The organism is Tenacibaculum salmonis (genome assembly GCF_041053065.1).
Lineage (GTDB): Bacteria > Bacteroidota > Bacteroidia > Flavobacteriales > Flavobacteriaceae > Polaribacter > Polaribacter pacificus_A.
This window is the reverse complement of sequence record NZ_JBFCVV010000001.1, coordinates 2,101,743-2,118,519: the sequence shown is the minus strand read 5'-3', so window position 1 is coordinate 2,118,519 and position 16,777 is coordinate 2,101,743. Positions and strand designations below refer to the sequence as shown.

Below are 16,777 nucleotides of genomic sequence, written 5' to 3'. Positions count from 1 at the left end.
GTTAATTTTTGTATTTTTTATGTAATTTATCTTTTATATTATCAACTAATAAACCAATATCGCCTGCACCAAGTATAACTACAACTTTAGACACACTTTTTAATATTTGGTCACTTACTTTATCCTTAGAAACTAACATTTTATTATTCACTTTCACTTTATCTAATAACCAAGAAGATGTTATCCCTTTTATAGGTAATTCTCTTGCTGGATAAATATCTAATAATAATAATTCATCAAACCTAGAAAGTGCCTTCGCAAAATCATCTGAAAAATCTTTTGTTCTACTAAATAAATGTGGTTGAAAAACAGCTAATACTTTTTCATTCGGATACATTTCTCTTACCGAATCTGCTACAGCATTAATTTCTGTTGGATGATGTGCATAATCATCAATCAATACTACATTTTCTGTTTTAATTTTATATGAAAACCTACGCTGAACGCCTTTAAACGTTTTCAACTGATTTTTAATATCTTCAAGAGGAATACCATAAACATCTGCCATTGCTAACGCTGCTAAAGCATTCATCATATTATGTTTCCCGGGCAAATTAAATTCAATATTTTTGATAATAGCTGTTGGTGTTTTTACATCAAAAATATAAGTTCCTGTTCCTACTTTTACATTATAAGCGCTATAATCAGCATCTTCATTTACTGCATAAGTTAACCCTTTTAAAGGCAAACCTTTTGCTACAATTAAAGTATCAGAAACCTTGTTTGCAAACTCTCTAAAAGATTGTTGCAACATTTCATTTTCACCATAAATATCTAGATGATCGGCATCCATTGAGGTAATACAAGCTATATTTGGTGATAATTTTAAAAATGATCTATCAAATTCATCAGCCTCTACAACCGTAATTTTATCTTCTCCTAAAATAAGGTTTGAATTATAATTTTCTGCAATTCCTCCTAAAAAAGAAGTTGCCTTTACAGGTTGCATAATATGTCCTAAAATAGAAGATGTCGTGGTTTTTCCATGAGTTCCAGCAACCCCCAAACAAAGAGTTGTTTTAGTGATTTCCCCTAAAATTTCGGCTCTTTTTAAAATATCGAATCCATTATTTATAAAATAATTTAATTCTTGATGCGTACTCGGAATCGCAGGCGTATAAACGACTAACGTTGTTTTGGTATCTAAACAAGAAAGAGCTATATTTTTAACTGCATCTTCAAAGTGAATTTTCACTCCAATATCTTCTAGTTTTTTGGTTATCGGACTTGGCGTTTTATCGTAACCAAATACGTTTTTTCCGTTTACAGAAAAATAACGAGCAATTGCACTCATTCCAATTCCTCCAATCCCTATAAAATAGACGTTATGTATTGCTTTTAAATTCACTAAATAATTAATTTTTCTATTTCGTTAACTATATGATTCGTTGCATTAGGTAATGCTAATGCTTTTATATTTTCACTTAAACTATGTTGTTTTTCTTCATCTTTTAATAATGCTTCCATTACTTTCGGAAAAGTAGCTAATTCTTTTTCTGCTACCAAAATCGCGCCATGTTTATCAACTATTGATTTCGCATTTTTAGTTTGATGATCTTCAGATACATTTGGCGATGGAATAAATATAGTTGGCTTACCAACAATGCACAATTCAGAAACAGAACTTGCACCAGCTCTTGATATTATAAAATCCGCAGCTGCATAAGCTAAATCCATTTTATTTAAAAATGTATGAACTTGTACATTTTCTAAAGTATTGTATTGTTTATAATCATCAATATATAGCTTTCCACATTGCCAAATTAATTGAACATTCTGTTCTTTAAAAAAATCTAAATTAGATTCAATTAACTGGTTTATTTTTCTAGCACCTAAACTTCCTCCTAAAATTAAAATTGTCTTTTTTGAAGAATCTAATTTAAAAAAAGTTTTTCCTTCGGATACTTTTGTTTGAACACTTAACAAATCTTGACGAACAGGATTTCCAGTTTTTATAATTTTATCTTTCGAAAAAAAACGTTCTAAATTATCATAAGCAACACATATTTTACTTGCTTTTTTACTTAACAATTTATTGGTAATTCCTGGATATGAATTTTGCTCTTGTATTAAAGTCGGAATATTTTTTTTACCTGCAACCATTAATGTAGGTCCACTAGCAAAACCTCCTGTACCAATAGCAATATCTGGCTTAAATTTTCTGATAATAGCATTTGCCTTCCATAAACTACTGATTAATTTAACAGGAAATAATAAGTTTTTAAACGTTAATTTTCTTTGAATTCCTGAAATCCACAATCCTTTAATATCATAACCAGCCTCTGGGACTTTTTGCATTTCCATTTTATCCGAAGCACCAACAAACAAAATTTCTGCCGATGGATATCGATTTTTAATTTCATTTGCAATAGCAATTGCAGGATAAATATGTCCTCCAGTTCCACCACCACTTATAATAACGTTAATCGACTGTTTCATGTAAAATATCTAAAGGATTATCATCTAAAATTGTTTCTTCAGTTTCATTTTTTGAAGCACTAACACTTAATATCATTCCTAAAGCAAAACAAGTCATCCAAATAGAAGTACCACCACTACTAATTAAAGGAAGTGTTTGCCCTGTTACCGGTAATATATTTACAGCTACCGCCATATTAATCATCGCTTGAAAAACAATAGGAATTCCAACACCTAGTACCATTAATGTTGCAAAAATAGTTGTTGCTTGCTTGGCTGTAATTAAAATTCTTAATAATAATAGTAAATAAATAAACACCACTACTACAGCTCCTACAAAACCATACTCTTCAACAATAATAGCATATATAAAATCAGAAGATGATTGTGGTAAAAAATTTTTCTGTACACTTTTACCAGGTCCTCTTCCTACCATACCTCCTGTTGCAATTGCAATTTTTGCTTTTTCAACCTGATAATTTTCTTTTCCTTCAGATTTAGAAAAACCTTCAATTCTGCTCTGCCAAGTATTTACACGGTTTGGCATTATATCAGGAAAAGCTTTTGCTACAAGTATAAAAAAAAGTAATGAAAAAAGTCCTATCCCAATAATATAACCAATCTGTTTTAATGGATATCCACCGATAAATATCAACAATAAAATCATTAGAAAAATAATAGCTGTTGTTGAAAAATTTGCAGGTAACACTAATAATAATACCACTGAAACAGGCAACCATAATTGTAATAAACTATCTTGAAAGTTTATTACTCTATCTTTATTTTTTGCTAAATATCTTGACACATAAATCATCAAAACTAATCCTGCTAATGTAGAAGTCTGAAAACCAATACCTACAAAAGGAATACTTATCCATCTACTAGCATTTGCACCACCTATAACTCGTCCTTGTGCCAAAGTAAACATTAATAACAAAATTACTACAGGCATCATTAAAACAGCACCACCACTAAAGTACCTGTACGGAATTCTATGTACTCCATAAATAACCGCAAAACCTGTTATTAATAATACTACGTGTTTCATTAAATGCCCAATAGTTGAGCCATTACCGACTACATAAACCAGATTGGTACTTGCACTATATATAGGCATAAATGAAAATATTGCCAATACAGCAACAATAGCCCAAATAGATCTATCTCCTTTTATATGTTTAAATATATCTTTAATCAATCAATTTTATTTTTATAAATTCTTAATTGCTTCTTTAAACTTAACACCTCTGTCTTGGTAATTTTCAAATAAATCAAAACTAGCACATGCTGGCGATAATAAAACAGCATCGCCTGAACTTGCCATTTGACTTGCAACTTCTACTGCTTTATCTGCTGTTTTGGTTTCAATAACAACATCGACAAGGTTACCAAATGTTTCTATAATTTTTTGATTATCGATACCTAAACAAATAATCACTTTTACTTTTTCTTTTACCAAAGATAATAACTCCGTATAATCATTTCCTTTATCAACACCACCAACAATCCAAATTGTTGGAGATTTCATAGAATCTAATGCATAAAAAACAGCGTTTACATTAGTTGCTTTACTATCATTAATAAATTGTACGCCATTTACTTTTTGGACATATTCTAATCGATGCTCTACAGCTTCAAAACTTGATAAACTTTTAGCAATTCCATCAGTATTTATTTGTAATAGTTTTGCAGTTATTGCAGCTGTCATTGCATTTTTAATATTGTGTTTGCCTTTTAACGCTAAATCATCAATTTTGATTAAAACTTCTTCGGTTTCTAGTTTTATTATTATTTTATCATCCCTTAAAAAAGCACCATATTCCAATTCTTTTTCAATTGAAAAAGGGATTTTTTGAGCCTTTGTAGTATTTTTTTTCAGCCAATTTTGTATTTCTATATCATCAGCATCATAGATTAAAAAATCTGTTGCTGTTTGATTTTTTGTAATACGAAATTTTGAATTTATATAATTATCAAAATTATAATCATATCTATCTAAATGATCTGGCGATATATTTGTAACAACAGCAATATGTGGGCTGAAATCAATAATTCCATCTAACTGAAAACTACTTAATTCTAACACATATTCATCATAATTTTGTTCAGCAACTAACTGAGCAAAACTATCACCGATATTACCACCAATACCAACATTCAATCCTGCTTTTTTAAGTAAATGACCTGTTAGTAATGTAGTCGTTGTTTTTCCGTTTGAACCTGTAATTCCTACGATTTTAGCATTTGTATATTTTGCAGCAAATTCAATTTCTGAAACAACTTTTATTTCTTTTAAAATTAGTGCTTGTATTAGCGATACTTTATCAGGAATACCTGGGCTTTTCATAACAACATCAGCATTGAATATTTCAGCTTCTGTATGTTTATTTTCTTCGAAATTAATATTATGCTTTAAAAGAACTTTTTTATATTTTTCAGATATACTTCCTTTATCAGAAACAAAAACATCGAAACCTTTTTGTTTACCTAATAATGCTGTTCCAACACCACTTTCTCCACCACCAAGAATAACTAACCTTTTCATATTATCTTAATTTTAAGGTTACAATAGTTAAAACTGCTAATAAAATTCCAACAATCCAAAAACGAGTAACTATTTTACTTTCGTGATAATTTAATTTTTGATAATGATGATGTAATGGCGCCATTTTAAAAATACGTCGTCCTTCACCAAATTTCTTTTTTGTATATTTAAAATAGAATACTTGTAGTATTACTGATAAATTTTCAACTACAAAAATACCTGCTAAAATTGGTAATAATAATTCTTTACGAATTGCAATAGCAATAACAGCTATAATTCCACCAATAGTTAAACTACCAGTATCACCCATAAATACTTGTGCAGGATATGTATTATACCAAAGAAAACCAATTAATGCACCCGCAAAAGCGAATATAAAAACGGTCATTTCTCCCGAATTAGGAATGTACATGACATCTAAATAATCAGCAAAAATAATATTTCCTGAAACCCAGGCAAATATTGCCAAAGCCATTACCATAATTGCAGAACTTCCGGCAGCAAGTCCATCAATACCATCGGTTAAATTTGCTCCGTTTGAAATACCTGTGACAATAAAAACAACTACAAATATGAAAACAATCCAGCCATATTTTTCATATCCATCACCTAAAAAGCTTAAAGCATCAGCATAATCTAATTCATTATGTTTCAAAAAAGGAACGGTTGTTTTTGTTGATTTATGTGCTTCACCAAATACTTTTACTTTACCGTTTACTTGCTCAATTTGTTGTGTAGCAGGAAGCTGTTCTTTCATGGTTACATCTGGATGAAAATATAACATCGACCCAACAATAATACCTAAACCTACCTGTCCTAATACTTTAAATTTGCCTTTTAAACCTGCCTTATCTTTTTTAAATACTTTAATATAATCATCAGTAAAACCGATAAATCCCATCCAAACGGTGGTTATCAATAAAATAATGATATAAATATTTTCTAATTTCGCCAATAATAATACAGGAAGTAAAGTGGCTAGAATAATAATAAGCCCTCCCATAGTTGGCGTTCCTGCTTTTTGTACTTGACCAGCTAAACCTAAATCACGAACAGTTTCACCAATTTGTAACTTTCTTAAAAAGTTAATAATTTGTTTTCCAAATATTGTTGAAATCAACAAAGACATTATAAATGCCATTGCTGAACGAAAAGTAATAAACTGAAAAACACTTGCTCCAGTTAAATTAAATTCACTTTCTAAATATTGAAATATATAATACAGCATACTAAGTATTTTTTAGTTGATTAAAACAATTTTTTACTTCTTCTAAATCATCAAAATGATGTTTTACACCATTTATCTCTTGATAATCTTCGTGTCCTTTTCCTGCTATTAATATAATATCTCCTTTAACTGCCAATTTACAAGCTGTTTTTATTGCCTGTCTTCTATCTAAAATTGAAAGTGTTTTTTTATAATTTTCTGCGGATACACCAGCTTCCATTTCATCAATAATCACCTGAGCATTTTCAGTTCGAGGATTATCCGAAGTAAATATTGCCTGACTACTTAATTGAGCTGCAATCATTGCCATTTTCGGACGTTTTGTTTTATCTCTATCGCCACCACAACCAACAACAGTAAGTACTTTTTCAGTACCTGTACGAATATCATTAATGGTTTGTAACACGTTTTTAAGTGCATCAGGAGTATGTGCATAATCAACAATGGCTGTTATTCCATCATTTGAAACTACATATTCAAAACGACCATTTACACTTTCTAAATCACTAATAAGTCGTAGTGTTTCTAGTTTTTCAAGACCTAATAAATCGGCAACGCCAAAAATTGCTAACAAATTAGAAGCATTAAATTCGCCAATTAATTTTGTCCAAACCTCAACATTATTGATATATAATAAACTTCCTGACAAACGTTTTTCTAATACTTTTCCTTTAAAATCTCCGAGTGTTTTTAAGGCATAAGTTTTCTTTTTAGCTTTAGAGTTTTGCAACATTATTTGTCCATTCTTATCATCAATATTTACTAAAGCAAATGCTGATTTTGGCAAGGAATCAAAAAATGTTTTTTTCACATCTCTATATTCTGCAAAAGTTTCATGATAATCTAAATGATCGTGTGATAAATTAGTAAAAACACCACCTACAAAATTTAATCCTTCTGTTCTTTTTTGATGAATTCCATGAGAACTAACCTCCATAAAACAATGACTTACTCCCGCATCAATCATTAATGATAAATACTTATTTATAGCTAAAGAATTTGGCGTAGTATGAGTTGCTTTATGTTCTTTATCATCAATCATTATTTTTACTGTTGATAACAAACCAACCTTAAATCCTGCTTTTTTAAAAAGGTGATATAATAAAGTAGCAATAGTCGTTTTACCGTTTGTACCTGTAATACCAACTAATTGCAGTTTTTTTGATGGATTTTGATAAAAATTAGCTGCTATAATTGCCAAGGCTATATTAGAATCTGTAACCTCAATATAAGTTATTTCTTCTTTTTTATCCGTAGGAATATTTTCACAAACTATAACTCTAGCTCCTAAATTTAATGCTTTTTCTATAAATTGATGTCCATCGACTGTTACTCCTTTTTGAGCAATAAACACATCATTTTTTTCAACTAACCGACTATTAAACTGAATATTATTTATAATAATATCACTATCTCCGTAAATTTTATTTACAGATACTTTTTCTAATATTTCTTTTAATTTTTTCAATTATAATAACTTTAAATAAACCGTAGCTCCTTTTGATACTTTTATTCCATTACCTATAGATTGTTCTGTTACTTTTCCCATTCCTGAAAATTCCACTCGTAAACCCATATTTTCTAATAATGCAATCGCATCCATTCCGCTCATACCTACAACACGAGGCATAATTGTTTTATACTTTATTAATTTATTATAATAATCTTGATAATCTTTATCAATACTTGCTGATGAAATTTCATCAGAAACTAATTGATTATTTATAGGTGTTGTTGTGTAAATTTTCTGAGCAATTTCTTTAAAAACTGGCGCAGCAACGATACCTCCATAATATCCTTTTGATTTATTCGGACTATGAACTACTACAATACACGAGTATTTCGGTTTATCTGCAGGAAAAAACCCAGTAAATGAAGCTACATATTTTTTCTTCGAGTAATGACCATAAACAGTTTTACCATTACTGTTTTTATATTTCGGAATCCATTTCTGAGCAGTACCTGTTTTTCCTGCCATAGAAAAATTGGAAGAATATATATTTTCAGCAGTACCTCTTTTCACAGTGTTTTCCATGATTTTTCGCACCTGATTGATAGTGTTTTGAGAAGCTATTTTATCTTTTAAAACTTCAGTTTCAAAACTTTTTTCTACATTTCCACCAACTCTTAATTCCTTAACAAAATAAGGTTTAACTAATTTACCATTATTAGCAACTGCATTATAAAATGTTAATACTTGTAATGCGGTTAAATGAACTCCATATCCCCAAGCCATCCATTCTAATGAAATCGGACTCCAAGTATTTTCCGATGGATTAGGAATATACGGCTTTCCTTCTCCTCTTATTTTAACTCCTGTTAACTGATCTAAACCAAAAGATTTAATTCGTTTTACAAATCTCTTTGGATTTTTATCATAATTTTTTCGAATGGTTTTTACAATTCCAACATTTGATGAAACTTCAAAAACACGTGCTAATGAAATTTTACCATGACCACCACTTTTACTATCCTCGACTTTTCTATTGTTAATAAATATTTTTCCATTTCCACAATTAACAACATCAGAAGTATCTGCAACTCTATCTTCTAAAACAGCCATTAAACTAGCTAGTTTAAAAGTAGATCCAGGTTCATGACTTTCCCAAACTGCGTAATTTCTTTTCTCGTAATATTTTCCTTCGGATGTTCTTCCTAAATTAGAAATCGCTTTTATTTCACCAGTTTCAACTTCCATTACAACAGCACATCCATGGTCTGCTTCAAAATATTCTAATCGATTAAGTAACGCATGATGCGTTATATCCTGAATATTTACATCAATTGTAGTAATTACATCACTACCATCTATCGGTTCTTTTTCATTAACATCATTAATAGGTCTCCATTGCCCTTTTGCAATTTTCTGCTTTAAACGCCAGCCGTTTTCACCTTGCATATAATCTGCAAATGCACCTTCAATACCTGCTCCTCCTCTTTTATTATCGTAGCCTATTGTTCGCGCAGCAATTTTACCTATCGGATGTACACGAACAGTACTTTGTTCGGCAATAAATCCTCCTCTATAAAGTCCTTCGTTAAAAATTGGAAATTTTCTAATTTTCGCACAATCGTTATACCCAACATTTCGAGCAATTAATAAGTAGCGATTTTTTCGTTTTCTGGCACGTCTAATTTTATTTTGATAATAACTAGCAGGCTTGCCTAGCATTTCAGCTAATGCTTCAGATAATGCTCTAATATTTTTTTCGAACACTTCTGATTTTACCACAACAGCATCCATTCTTATGGTATACTTAGTTATTGAAGTAGCTAATAAATTTCCATCAGCAGCATATACATTACCTCTGTTTGCAAATATGGTATCGTTTTTTACTGTTTTTTCTAGAGAAAGTTTACGATACTTATCTCCATCTAAATATTGAAGTTTAAAAACCCTAAAAACAATAAGCAAAAGAAAAAGCGTCATTAAAACTACAACTACATAGAGTCTGTTTAATATGCTTTTTTTTATGACCATTTTTTATCTATTCTTTTTTTGTTGTTACTTTTATTTTTTGAGGTGGTTTCTTTGCGGGAAACAATCCATTAGCTTTTACTTTATCTCGAATACTACTTTCTAATCTAATTTTAGTCAATTCAGTACTCGTATCAAAATCTTCAGCTCTCAACTCTCTTTTTTTCCTATTCAACTTAGCTATTTTCACAACTTTTGCATCTAAACGATGAGAGCTCGATATCATCATTAATAATAAACTCACCACAAAAATTAAGATACCCCAATTATTAAAAGAGTTATCATCTGTTAAAAACCGCCCTCGCAAAACATCATAAATACCTTTCTTTACTTTAGACATTATTTTAAAGTTGCTATTCGTAGCTTTGCACTTCGTGCTCTATTATTTAATTTAATTTCTTCCCAACTTGGTATAATTAGCTTACCAACTTTTTTTAATGGAACAGTAAAATTACCATAAAAATCTTTTTCTGGTTCACCAACAAACAACCCTGTCCTTATAAATCGCTTTACCAATCTATCCTCTAACGAATGGTATGAAATAACGCTTAATCGTCCATTTTCATTTAATAAACCAGGAATTTGCTCTAAAAACTCTTTTAAAACTTCCAATTCTTGATTTACTTCAATTCGAACAGCTTGAAATATCTGAGCTAATATTTTGTGTTCTTTAGCTTCTGGAAGAAATTCTTTTAATACCTCTTTCAATTGAAAACTAGTATTAATTTCTTCTTCTTGCCTAGCCTCTACAATCTTTTTAGCTAACATTCTTGCGTTTCTTAATTCGCCATATAAAAACAAGATATCGGCTAATCGTTCTTCACTATATTTATTGATAATTTTCTTAGCAGATAAATCTGATTTCTGATCCATTCTCATATCTAAATCAGCATCAAAACGAGTAGAAAAACCTCTATCGGCTTCATCAAATTGATGAGAAGAAACTCCTAAATCACCTAAGATACCATCTACTTTTCTAATTCCATAGAAACGTAAAAACCTAGAAATAAATCTAAAATTTTCACCTATTAATACAAAACGACTGTCATCAATTACATTTTGTTGTGCATCAGGATCTTGATCAAAAGCAAATAGCCTACCATTTTCTCCTAACTTACTTAAAATTTCTTTTGAATGACCACCGCCACCAAAAGTTACATCAATATATACTCCGTCTTCTTTAATATCAAGAGCATCTACACTTTCCTTTAACAATACTGGATTATGATAATTCATCTACATCTTCTATATTTCCCATTACTTCTTCTGCTAAATCAGCAAAATCAACAACAGTGTCATCAATTACTTTTTCGTATCTTTCTTTATCCCAAATTTCAATAATATTAACAGCTGAAGAAAGCACTATTTGCTTACTAATACCTGCAAATAAACATAAGTTTTTTGGAATTAATAACCTACCTGAAACATCTACTTCTAGCATTTTTACACCAGCAGTAAACCTTCTTATAAAGTCATCATTTTTTTTACAAATCTATTTAATTTATGAATTTTACACATCACTAAATTCCACTCTTCCATTGGGTATAACTCCAAGCAAGGCTGAAAAACAGACCTTTTAATAACAAACCCATTTAACAACACATCAGACAGTTGTTTCTTGAAAGCTGATGAGAACATAAACCTCCCTTTAGTATCAACTTTACATTCGTATGTTCCTATTAAATTTATCAATTTAAAAAGTCAGTAGTTTGCATCAAAAATAAAAAAAAAATACCACTTATCCCCACTTTACACCACTTTGTTAATAAGTTTTGATTTCACCATTAAAAACTGATTACTAGCTCTTTTAACGACAACTAGAAGCATCAAATAATAAAACTGAAAATTTAACAAAAAAGGACTACATTTGTCATTAAGTCAAACTGATAAATTAATGGGTGATTTTTTAAAGAAAGAGGGCAAATTTACATATGCAGAAGCAGGAGAAGGAAAAGCATTAGTCGTATTACACGGATTAATGGGTGCTCTAAGTAATTTTGATGAAACATTTAAACATTTTTCTGAAAAAGGATATCGGGTTTTAATACCTGAACTACCTTTATATACACTACCGCTAATAAAAACAAATGTAAAAAACTTAGCAGATTATGTACATGATTTTATTGAATACAAAGGTCTTAAAGACGTTGTTCTTTTAGGAAATTCATTAGGTGGACATATTGCTTTATATTACACAAAGCATTACCCTGAAGATGTGGGTGCTATCGTTTTAACAGGTAGTTCTGGTTTGTATGAAAAATCAATGGGAGATAGTTACCCTAAAAGAGGTAATTATGAATATATTGAAAACAAAGCTAGAGAGGTTTTTTACGATCCTGAAATTGCAACAAAAGAACTCGTAGATGGTATTTATGCTATTGTAAGTGATAGAGTTAAAGCTTTAAAAACTTTATCTATTGCTAAAAGTGCTATTCGTCATAATATGGCGAATGACTTACCAAATATGCACCAACCAACCTGTCTTATTTGGGGAAAACAAGACGGAGTCACACCACCTGAAGTTGCAGAAGATTTCCATAAAATATTACCAGATTCAGATTTATTTTGGATTGATAAATGTGGGCATGCAGCAATGATGGAAACTCCTCAAGAATTTAATGAAATTTTAGAAAGCTGGCTTTCTAAAAGAAATTTATAATAGCATAACTTATATTTATGAAAATAAGATCTGCAGATTTTGTAATGAGTAACAGTAATGTTATGAAAGCTCCAAAGGATAGAATTCCTGAATATGCTTTTATAGGTCGCTCAAATGTGGGGAAATCTTCGTTAATCAACATGTTGATGCAACGTAAAGATTTAGCCAAAACTTCTGGTAAACCAGGAAAAACTCAACTGATAAATCACTTTAAAATAAACCAAGAATGGTTTTTAGTCGATTTACCAGGATATGGGTATGCTCAAATATCTAAAAAGAAAAGAACTATTTTTCAATTTTTTATTGAAAATTATTTCAAAGAAAGAGAACAACTTGTTTTTACTTTTGTTTTAATCGATTCTCGCCACGATCCGCAAAAGATTGATTTAGAATTTATGCAGTTTTTAGGTGAAAATCAAATTCCTTTTGGAATCGTTTTTACAAAAGCCGATAAATTAGGAACAACTAAAATAAACAATCAAATAGCAAACTATAAAAAGAAGTTGCTAAAACACTGGGAAATACTTCCTACTTCTTTTCTTACCTCATCAGAAACAGGTTTAGGACGTGAAGAATTTTTAGAATTCATTGATAAAACCAATGAAACTATTCTTAAAGATTTTAAATAAATTACCAATACAACATTTTACATCTTAAAAAATGCACTCTACTAAAGATAATTTACAAGTTTTACATGAAGATAATCATTTAGTGATTATTAATAAAAGAGCTGGTGATATTGTTCAGGGTGATAAAACAGGCGATAAACCATTGTCTGATGTTGTTAAAGAATACATCAAAGAAAAATACGACAAACCTGGTGCTGTTTATTTAGGTACTGTTCACCGATTAGACAGACCAACATCGGGTGTTGTAATTTACGCCCGTACCTCAAAAGCTTTAGAGCGTTTGAATAAAATGTTACGTGATAAAATCATCAAAAAGACATATTGGGCAGTTGTAAAAAATCAACCAAAAAAATCAACTGATACACTTATCAATTTTTTAAAGAAAAATCCGAAGAATAATAAATCTACGGCATATCCGAAGGAAATAAAAGATAGTAAAAAAGCAATTCTTCATTATAAAGTTATCAAAAAATTAGATAATTATTCTTTATTAGAAATTGATTTAGAAACAGGACGTCATCATCAAATTAGAGTACAGTTATCTAATATTGGCGCTACAATTAAAGGAGATTTAAAATACGGTGCAAAAAGAAGTAATAAAGATGGAAGTATTCATTTACATGCTAGTAAAATTGAATTTATTCATCCTGTAAGTAAAGAACTTATAAAAGTTACAGCTCCAACACCTAAAGACCCTATTTGGGAAGCTTGTTCATAATCCTACATATTTTTTAAATAATCAGTTAAATTTGTATCTTTAAACAAATTCTAACAGATGACTATTTCTGAATTAGTACAAGCACAAAAAAACTTCTTTGCAACACAGCAAACTAAAGATATTTCTTTTAGAATAGCATCTTTAAAAAGGCTTCAAAAAGAACTTATCAGAAGAGAAAATGATATTATTAAAGCTTTATATGATGATTTTAAAAAATCTGAATACGAAGCTGTAATGACTGAAACTTCCATTGTTTTAGCTGAATTAAAAATGGCGATTAAAAACTGTCATTCTTGGAGCAAACCAAAACGAGTTTTACCATCGCTATTAAATTTTCCTTCATCAGCAAAAATATATAAAGAACCCTACGGAACAACATTAATTATTGCTCCGTGGAATTATCCGCATCAATTAGCTTTTGCACCACTTTTAGGAGCTATTACAGCGGGAAATACCGTAATTTTAAAACCATCAGAATTAACACCACACGTAAGTAAAGTTACAAAAGAAATTATAGAAGCCGTATTTGATAAAAATCACGTGGCAGTTATTGAAGGTGGCATTGCTGTTTCTGAAGAATTATTAGCACAACGCTGGGATTATATTTTTTTTACAGGAAGTGTACCTGTTGGAAAAATTGTTGCAAAAGCAGCTGCCGAACACCTTACGCCTATCACTTTAGAATTAGGTGGAAAAAGTCCTTGTATTATTGATGAAACGGCAAATATTCCACTAACTGCAAAACGCTTAGTTTGGGGTAAATTTCTAAACGCAGGGCAAACCTGTATTGCTCCTGATTATTTATTGATTCATCAATCTGTAAAAGAAAAATTTGTAAAACATTTTAAAGAAGAAATAATAAATGCTTATGGAGAAAACCCTCAAAACTCACCAGATTTCCCACGAATTGTAAATACTCGTAATTTTGATAGATTAGCCTTACTTTTAAAAAATGAAAACTGCATAATTGGAGGAAAAACAGATAGAGAAAATCGCTATATTTCGCCAACACTTATTGATGAGCCAAGCTTAGATAGTGAGGTTATGAAAGATGAAATATTTGGACCTATACTTCCATTAATTTCATATCAAAAAGAAGAAGATTTTGATAAAATAATTTCTAATTATAATAAACCTTTAGCCTTGTATGTTTTTACAACACGTAATAGTTTTACTAAAAAGATAATTGCAAAATATTCTTTTGGCGGAGGAACAATTAATGATACAACTGTACATTTTGCTAATCATCGTTTACCTTTTGGTGGCGTTGGCGAAAGTGGCATTGGTAGCTATCACGGAAAACAAAGTTTTGAAACTTTTTCTCATCAAAAAGGAGTCGTTACCAGAAAAAACTGGCTAGATATTCCTGTACGATATGCGCCTTATAAAGGAAAATTAAAACAATTAAAAACCTTATTAAAAATAAGTTAATCATTTTTTATGATAACTTATTTTACTAAATATTTTCTTCAAAGATAACAAAGATTTAATTCGTATTTTTGAAGTTCAACAAACTGTTTTTTTAGATGAAAAAAATTCAAATGGTTGACCTACAAGGTCAATATGCAAAAATAAAACCACAAGTAACCAAAGCTTTTGAGAGCGTTTTAGACACTGCCTACTATATTGGAGGTCCTGAGGTTAAAGGATTCGGAAGCGATTTAGAAAAATATTTAGACGTAAAACACGTAATTCCATGTGCTAACGGAACTGATGCTTTGCAAATTGCAATGATGGGTTTAGGTTTAGAACAAGGTGATGAAGTGATTACTGCCGATTTTACCTTTGCTGCAACCGTAGAAGTTATTGCTTTATTAAAGCTAACTCCTGTTTTAGTTGATGTTGATGCTGATACTTTTAACATTAATATTGATGCTTTAAAAAAGGCAATTACTCCAAAAACAAAAGCTATTGTTCCTGTTCATTTATTTGGGCAATGTGCAAATATGGAAGCGGTAATGGAAGTTGCCAAAGAACATAATTTATTTGTTATTGAAGATAATGCTCAAGCAATTGGTGCAGACTATACTTTTTCTGATGGAACAAAAAAGAAATCTGGAACTATTGGAAATGTAGGTACAACATCTTTTTTCCCTTCTAAAAACTTAGGTTGTTATGGTGATGGTGGTGCAATTTTCACTAATGATGATGATTTAGCACATACTATTAGAGGAATTGTAAATCACGGAATGTACAAGCGTTATTACCATGATGTTGTTGGTGTAAATTCTCGTTTAGATAGTTTACAAGCTGCTGTTTTACAAATAAAATTACCTTTATTAGACGGTTTTTGTGATGCTCGTAGAAAAGCTGCTAGATATTATAATACTGCTTTTGCTAATAATCAAAATATCATAACACCAACTACTAGTTCTTGCGGTGCAAAAATATGTGATAATTGTAATTGTCATGTTTTTCATCAATATACTTTAAAAATTACAAACGGAAAACGTAACGAATTACATCAGCATTTATTAGATAATAATATTCCAAATGCAATTTATTATCCTGTTCCATTACATTCTCAAAAAGCATATAAAGACGCACGTTATAATGAAGATGATTTTAAAGTTACAAATCAATTAATTGATGAAGTAATTTCATTACCAATGCACACCGAATTAGATGAAGAGCAATTGGCTTTTATTACTAAAACAATTTTAGATTTTTTAGGATAAAAAAATGATAAATCAAAAAATAAAAACACTTAAAATAATTCATCTTGCCTTAATAGCAGGAGTTACTTTAGCCTATTTTTTAATGGGTGATTTTAAAAACATCTTAAAGATAGAAATAGATGATGCTTCTTTAATATATTCATTTATTCCTGCGGTAGCTTATGTTTTAAGTAATTTTATATTTAAAAATACTTTAAAAGGAATTAAAAAAGAAAGTACTGATGATGAAAAATTTGCTATTTATCAAAGTGCTTCTATTTTTAAGTGGGCTATATTAGAGATTGCTTGTTTTTTGATTCTTCTTTTAAAACCCGATTTTATTCTTTTTGGTGTTATTCTTTTATTTTATATGATTTTATTAGCACCTAAAGAAGATAAAATATTTCAACTTTTGGATATTAAAAATTCAAACATTTAAAAAATA

Annotated in this window: 15 protein-coding genes and 1 pseudogene; 6 read left to right on the top strand and 10 right to left on the bottom strand. The window is 30.0% G+C overall.

Annotated features, from left to right (window positions below; all coding sequences use genetic code 11):
- Window position 1 precedes the first annotated feature (1 nt).
- The 10 genes and pseudogenes from murC to AB0T67_RS09270 form a co-directional block, all read right to left on the bottom strand.
- The gene (gene murC / locus AB0T67_RS09315; protein WP_369220077.1) at window positions 2–1,348 is read right to left on the bottom strand and encodes a UDP-N-acetylmuramate--L-alanine ligase; all 1,347 of its coding nucleotides are present in this window, start codon (window positions 1,346–1,348) and stop codon (window positions 2–4) included.
- A complete protein-coding gene (murG, locus tag AB0T67_RS09310; RefSeq protein ID WP_369220076.1) occupies window positions 1,348–2,439 on the bottom strand; it encodes an undecaprenyldiphospho-muramoylpentapeptide beta-N-acetylglucosaminyltransferase in 1,092 nt (363 codons plus the stop codon). The genes murC and murG overlap by 1 nt, the downstream gene beginning before the upstream one ends.
- On the bottom strand, window positions 2,423–3,613 hold the full coding sequence (locus AB0T67_RS09305) for an FtsW/RodA/SpoVE family cell cycle protein (protein WP_369220505.1): 1,191 nt from the start codon (window positions 3,611–3,613) through the stop codon (window positions 2,423–2,425). Before AB0T67_RS09305 ends, murG begins: the two co-directional genes overlap by 17 nt.
- Window positions 3,614–3,628: 15 nt before the next feature.
- Complete coding sequence (gene murD / locus AB0T67_RS09300; RefSeq protein WP_369220075.1) at window positions 3,629–4,963, bottom strand: UDP-N-acetylmuramoyl-L-alanine--D-glutamate ligase; 1,335 nt, start codon at window positions 4,961–4,963, stop codon at window positions 3,629–3,631.
- Window position 4,964: 1 nt separating this feature from the next.
- A complete protein-coding gene (mraY, locus tag AB0T67_RS09295) occupies window positions 4,965–6,191 on the bottom strand; it encodes a phospho-N-acetylmuramoyl-pentapeptide-transferase (protein ID WP_271230780.1) in 1,227 nt (408 codons plus the stop codon).
- Window position 6,192: 1 nt separating this feature from the next.
- Window positions 6,193–7,659, bottom strand: coding sequence for a UDP-N-acetylmuramoyl-L-alanyl-D-glutamate--2,6-diaminopimelate ligase (locus tag AB0T67_RS09290; protein WP_369220074.1), 1,467 nt, complete (start codon window positions 7,657–7,659; stop codon window positions 6,193–6,195).
- On the bottom strand, window positions 7,660–9,621 hold the full coding sequence (locus tag AB0T67_RS09285) for a penicillin-binding protein (RefSeq protein WP_271230782.1): 1,962 nt from the start codon (window positions 9,619–9,621) through the stop codon (window positions 7,660–7,662).
- Between the two features lie 58 nt (window positions 9,622–9,679).
- Window positions 9,680–10,009 carry an FtsL-like putative cell division protein gene (locus tag AB0T67_RS09280; RefSeq protein ID WP_271230783.1) on the bottom strand — a complete coding sequence of 110 codons (330 nt, stop codon included), beginning with the start codon at window positions 10,007–10,009 and terminating at the stop codon, window positions 9,680–9,682.
- Window positions 10,009–10,905, bottom strand: a complete 897-nt coding sequence (gene rsmH, locus AB0T67_RS09275) for a 16S rRNA (cytosine(1402)-N(4))-methyltransferase RsmH (protein WP_369220073.1) — start codon at window positions 10,903–10,905, stop codon at window positions 10,009–10,011. The genes AB0T67_RS09280 and rsmH overlap by 1 nt, the downstream gene beginning before the upstream one ends.
- Window positions 10,892–11,361 (bottom strand): annotated as a pseudogene (locus AB0T67_RS09270) (division/cell wall cluster transcriptional repressor MraZ). The gene rsmH and the pseudogene AB0T67_RS09270 overlap by 14 nt, the downstream one beginning before the upstream one ends.
- A gap of 202 nt (window positions 11,362–11,563) precedes the next feature.
- Here AB0T67_RS09270 and AB0T67_RS09265 point away from each other — a divergent pair.
- The 6 genes from AB0T67_RS09265 (at window position 11,564) to AB0T67_RS09240 (ending at window position 16,771) form a co-directional block, all read left to right on the top strand.
- Window positions 11,564–12,328 carry an alpha/beta fold hydrolase gene (locus AB0T67_RS09265; RefSeq protein ID WP_369220504.1) on the top strand — a complete coding sequence of 255 codons (765 nt, stop codon included), beginning with the start codon at window positions 11,564–11,566 and terminating at the stop codon, window positions 12,326–12,328.
- A 17-nt stretch (window positions 12,329–12,345) separates the two neighbouring features.
- Window positions 12,346–12,957 (top strand): ribosome biogenesis GTP-binding protein YihA/YsxC, encoded by a 612-nt coding sequence (yihA, locus tag AB0T67_RS09260; RefSeq protein WP_369220072.1) that lies wholly within the window; start codon window positions 12,346–12,348, stop codon window positions 12,955–12,957.
- Between the two features lie 31 nt (window positions 12,958–12,988).
- On the top strand, window positions 12,989–13,675 hold the full coding sequence (locus tag AB0T67_RS09255; RefSeq protein ID WP_369220071.1) for an RluA family pseudouridine synthase: 687 nt from the start codon (window positions 12,989–12,991) through the stop codon (window positions 13,673–13,675).
- A 57-nt stretch (window positions 13,676–13,732) separates the two neighbouring features.
- Window positions 13,733–15,106: an aldehyde dehydrogenase gene (locus AB0T67_RS09250; protein WP_369220070.1), complete on the top strand. Its 1,374-nt coding sequence runs from the start codon at window positions 13,733–13,735 to the stop codon at window positions 15,104–15,106.
- Window positions 15,107–15,201: 95 nt separating this feature from the next.
- Entirely contained in the window at window positions 15,202–16,353 is a 1,152-nt protein-coding gene (locus AB0T67_RS09245) for a DegT/DnrJ/EryC1/StrS family aminotransferase (protein WP_369220069.1), read from the top strand.
- Window positions 16,354–16,357: 4 nt separating this feature from the next.
- Entirely contained in the window at window positions 16,358–16,771 is a 414-nt protein-coding gene (locus tag AB0T67_RS09240; RefSeq protein WP_369220068.1) for an MFS transporter, read from the top strand.
- Window positions 16,772–16,777: the final 6 nt, after the last annotated feature.